The sequence below is a fragment of the Amycolatopsis sp. NPDC059027 genome (assembly GCF_042739735.1).
Taxonomy (GTDB): domain Bacteria; phylum Actinomycetota; class Actinomycetes; order Mycobacteriales; family Pseudonocardiaceae; genus Amycolatopsis.
This window is the reverse complement of sequence record NZ_JBHYIK010000012.1, coordinates 65,212-69,376: the sequence shown is the minus strand read 5'-3', so window position 1 is coordinate 69,376 and position 4,165 is coordinate 65,212. Positions and strand designations below refer to the sequence as shown.

Below are 4,165 nucleotides of genomic sequence, written 5' to 3'. Positions count from 1 at the left end.
ATGGTTATATGTCTGGTGGGCTCGGATTTTTGTATAAGAGACAGGACCGGGAAGCGGGCCGAAGGGGACTTTCGTCGCATCCGACGCGAGGAAAGTCCCCTTCAGCGCGTCCGCCGCAAGGAAAGTCCCCTTCGGCCCGAACCCCCGTACGGAGGTTTCCCGGTGCGACGGAAGGGATACGCTGGGGAACGACCGAACGGGGAATGGGGGTGCCACGGCCGGATATGGCGGAACAACTCGGCGAGTACCGGCGCAAGCGTGATCCCCGGCGCACCTCGGAACCGTGGCCGCGGCGGCCCGAACCCGGCGCCGACGACCTGTTCGTGATCCAGGAACACCACGCGCGCAGGCTGCACTGGGACATCAGGCTGGAACGCGGCGGCGTGCTCGTGTCGTGGGCGGTCCCGAAGGGCCTGCCGATGTCGCCGGACGTCACCCGGCTCGCGGTGCACACCGAGGACCATCCGATGGAGTACGCCGATTTCGAGGGCGAAATCCCCGCCGGCGAGTACGGCGGCGGGCGGATGACCATCTGGGACCGCGGGCGGTACGAGACGCTGCACTGGAACGACCACAAGGTCGAAGTCGTCTTCCACGGAACGAAGGCGCGCGGCAAGTACGTCTTCGTCAACCGGCACGATCCGGAGTCCGAACGGGACTGGGTGCTCAAACGATTGGACCCGGCCGAACCCGGCCGCGAGGAGACCCCGTCGTTCCTGGCACCGATGGCGGCGAAACCCGGCCGGTTCCCCGCGGTGTCCGAAGACGCCGAGTGGGCCTACGAATTCGCCTGGTCCGGCCAGCGCACGATGCTCCGGGTGTCCGGCGGGCGGGTCACCGCCTACGACGAGTCCGGGGCGGACGTCACCGCCCGCTACCCCGAACTGCGCGGGCTGGGCGACCAGCTGGGCTCCACCGAAGTCCTGTTGGACGGCGAAATCGTCGCGTTCGAGGACGGCAGGCCGAGCGCCGAGGGTCTCCGCCGCCGTGGCCAGGCCGACGCGGCCGCGGCGAAACGGCTCAAAGACCGTTATCCCGCCTTCTTTCTCGCCTACGACCTGTTGCATGTGGACGGTCGGTCCTGTCTCGACCTGCCCTACACCGCACGCCGTGAGCTGCTCGACGGCCTCGACCTGACCGGGCCGTTCTGGCAGGTGCCCCAGCACTACCTCGGTGACGGCGGCGCGGTCGCGCGCGCCAGCCACCAGCACGGCCTCGCCGGGATCCTCGCCAAGCGCGCGGACAGCCCGTACCGTCCCGGCCGCAGCACCGGTGACTGGCTCACCATCACCGATCCGCACGTGCAGCGGGTCGTGCTCGGTGGCTGGCGGCCCGGTGGCGGACGGCGCAGCGGGACCTTCGGCTCACTGCTGCTCGGCGTGCCCGAGGGCGACGCGCTGCGGTACGTCGGGAATGTCGGCGTCGGATTCTCCAGCGCCGAGCTGGACACCCTGTCCCGGCGGCTGAACCGCCTCACCCGCAAGACTTCGCCGTTCCACGAGGTCCCGGCACGACAGGCCGAAGACGCCCACTGGGTGCGGCCGGTACTCGTCGGCGAAGTGGTCTACCGCGGCTGGACCTCAGGCGCCTGTCTCGCCGCGCCGCGCTGGCGTGGGCTGCTCGAAGACGCCGCCCCCGAAGACGTCGAACCGGACGAATGACCGTCACTCGCGGGTACGGCGCGGGAAAATCGCCAGCGCCGCGACCGCGGCGACGACACCGGCGACGGCGTTGCCGACCCACGCACCCGCGGACGGCGGCGTCTCCGCGTTGAACCGCAGCACACCGGGCGAGGCCACGGCCCAGGCGCCGAGGACCGGCGCGACCCACCACAGCGGGCGCAGCCGCTCGTCGAGCGTCCGCCCCGCGGCGAGGCCCACCAGCGCCAGCCCGGTGACGGTGTTGCTCACCGCGAGGTCCGCGGCGCCGCCGAACCGGGTGATCCAGGGCGCGACGATCAGGTAGAGCCCCGCCAGCACCACCAGCCCGGCCCCGGCCCCCACGGCGCCGCGTGCCGTGCCCATCCGCTCCGGATGCGTGACCGGGTTGCTTCCGCTGGCCATGAACGATCACCTCGAACCCTCTGGTCGGTCCCGTGTCCGCTCCCCGGGTACCCACCCACGACGCTCCGGAACATCGGACTTCACCGGAGGCCACGGCGGCTCAGTACTGCTTGAGCTGCGCCAGCGCTTTTTCCGCGGACGCCGCGTGCTCGGCCATGTCGCGCCACGGATCCGCCTTGCGCGCCAGGCGCCGCTTGATCCGGTCCGGCGTCCAGCCGTCCGGGGCGGCCTTGCCCAGCTCACCCCAGTCGAGCGGGGTGGCGACCCCGGCGGCGGGCCGCGCGCGCAGCGAATAGGGCGCGATGAACGTCTGCGTGTAGCCGTTGCGATTGGTGTCGAGGAAGACCCGGTCCCCGCGCTTGTCCCGGCGCTGCGCCACGGTCAGCCGCTCGGGGTCGACCCGCACGAGCAGTTCCGAGGCCTTCAGCGCGACCTGCCGCACGACGGCGTAGCTCGCGGTGGGTTCGACCGGCGCCACGACGTGGAAGCCGCGGCCGCCGGTGGCCTGCAGGTACGCGGTGAGCCCGACGGCGGTGTACACCTGCCGGATCAGCTTGGCGATGTCCCGCAGCTCCCGGACATCGACGTCGTCGGGCGGGTCGATGTCGATCACGACCATGTCCGGCTGCTCCAGCGCGTCCATTGTGGACGTCCAGATGTGGTACTCCACCACCGCCTGGTTGGCCAGGTACACCAGCGACGCGGCGTCGTCGCAGATCACGTGGCGGACCGTGGCCGAGGTCCGCTGCGGGACGTTCTCGACCCGCAGCCAGTCCGGGAAGTGCGAGCTGGCCTCCTTCTGGAACCAGGTCTCCCCGTGGATGCCGTGCGGATAACGGCGCAACGTCAGCGGGCGGCCGCGCAGATGCGGGACCATCACCGCGGCGACGGTGCGATAGTGCGCGACGACGTCACCCTTGGTCAGGCCGCTTTCGGGGTAGAAGACCTTGTCCGGATTGGACGTTCGTATCTCGTCCGGGTTCACCGGTCCTCCCGCACCACGTCGGCCGCCGCCTTGTCGTCACGGATCCCGGCGAACCGCGCGTGCCGGAGCTTGCCCTCCGGCGTCCATTCGGCGAACCCCGCCTGGATCACCAGTTCCGGGCGCACCCAGTGACTGCCGCGTTCGCGCACCGTCCCGGCGAACGGCGAGGTCCGCTGCTCCAGCGGCGTCAGCCTGCCGAGCAGTTCGCGCAGCATCGCGTCGTCGAAACCGGTGCCGACCTTGCCCGCGTACCGCAGCGCGCCGTTGTCGTGGTACCCCAGCAGCAACGCGCCGAGCCCGGACCGCGTGCCCTGCGGATCGGTGTACCCACCGACGACGAACTCCTGTTCCCGTACGCACTTGAACTTCAGCCAGTCGCTCGAACGGCCTGGGGTGTAAGGCGAATCGGCGCGTTTCGCGATCACGCCCTCCCAGCCGTTGCCACAGGCTTCGGCGTAGAACCGCTCGCCGTCGCCGTTGCGGTGTGCCGCGTACCGCAACGGATCGTCGAAGTCGAACGCGTCGCGCAGCAGTTGCTTGCGCTGGCGCAGCGGCAGTCCCACCGCGTCGATACCCCCGAAGTGCAGCAGGTCGAACGCGTAGAAGTACACCTTGACCCCGCTGCGGCGCGCCCGGCCGGGATCGGTGAGGTGCATCCGCGGCTGCAGCGCGGCGAAACTCGTGCGGTGGCCGTCGAACGCGACGATCTCACCGTCCACAACGAACTGTTCACCGCCGCGTTCGGCCAGCGCGTCCGCGATCTCGGGATAGGCCCCGTTCATCGGTTTGCGCGCCCGGGACCACAGCCCGACCTCGCCGCCGTCGCGCACGCAGAGCGCGCGCACGCCGTCGAGCTTGCGCTCGAAGACCCAGTTCGGGTCCGAGAAACGCCGCTCGGTGAGGGTGGCCAGCATGGGCTCCCGCCATCCCGGCCGGACCAGGTCCGTCACAGCCAGCAGGGTACCCGGCACCACCGTGACCTCGCCTGATGAAGATCCGCCTGGCCGGAAGCTGTCCGTCGCCCACAAGCGGGCACCAGGCCGCCCGGGCGCGGGGACAATAAATGTTGTACCACGGGGGGCCCACGAAGCCCGAAAGGCTGTGGCTTATAAAAAAA

General features: G+C 70.3%; 4 protein-coding genes. 1 reads left to right on the top strand and 3 read right to left on the bottom strand.

The window, feature by feature from the left end; genetic code table 11:
* The first annotated feature begins 203 nt into the window (after window positions 1-203).
* Window positions 204-1,661: a DNA polymerase ligase N-terminal domain-containing protein gene (locus ACFWY9_RS10860; protein ID WP_378322464.1), complete on the top strand. Its 1,458-nt coding sequence runs from the start codon at window positions 204-206 to the stop codon at window positions 1,659-1,661.
* A gap of 3 nt (window positions 1,662-1,664) precedes the next feature.
* Here ACFWY9_RS10860 and ACFWY9_RS10855 read toward each other — a convergent pair whose 3' ends face one another.
* From ACFWY9_RS10855 to ligD (ACFWY9_RS10845), 3 genes are all read right to left on the bottom strand, one after another.
* Window positions 1,665-2,063 (bottom strand): SPW repeat protein, encoded by a 399-nt coding sequence (locus ACFWY9_RS10855; RefSeq protein ID WP_378322463.1) that lies wholly within the window; start codon window positions 2,061-2,063, stop codon window positions 1,665-1,667.
* 100 nt (window positions 2,064-2,163) lie between these two features.
* Window positions 2,164-3,048 carry a non-homologous end-joining DNA ligase gene (ligD, locus tag ACFWY9_RS10850; RefSeq protein ID WP_378322462.1) on the bottom strand — a complete coding sequence of 295 codons (885 nt, stop codon included), beginning with the start codon at window positions 3,046-3,048 and terminating at the stop codon, window positions 2,164-2,166.
* Window positions 3,045-3,962, bottom strand: a complete 918-nt coding sequence (ligD, locus tag ACFWY9_RS10845; RefSeq protein WP_378338769.1) for a non-homologous end-joining DNA ligase — start codon at window positions 3,960-3,962, stop codon at window positions 3,045-3,047. The genes ligD (ACFWY9_RS10850) and ligD (ACFWY9_RS10845) overlap by 4 nt, the downstream gene beginning before the upstream one ends.
* Window positions 3,963-4,165: the final 203 nt, after the last annotated feature.

Excerpts from the sequence above, each read along its gene's own strand:
- ACFWY9_RS10860 (WP_378322464.1), top strand. The coding sequence starts at position 204 with ATGGGGGTGCCACGGCCGGATATGGCGGAACAACTCGGCGAGTACCGG.
- ACFWY9_RS10855 (WP_378322463.1), bottom strand. The coding sequence starts at position 2,063 with ATGGCCAGCGGAAGCAACCCGGTCACGCATCCGGAGCGGATGGGCACG.
- ligD (WP_378338769.1), bottom strand. The coding sequence starts at position 3,962 with ATGCTGGCCACCCTCACCGAGCGGCGTTTCTCGGACCCGAACTGGGTC.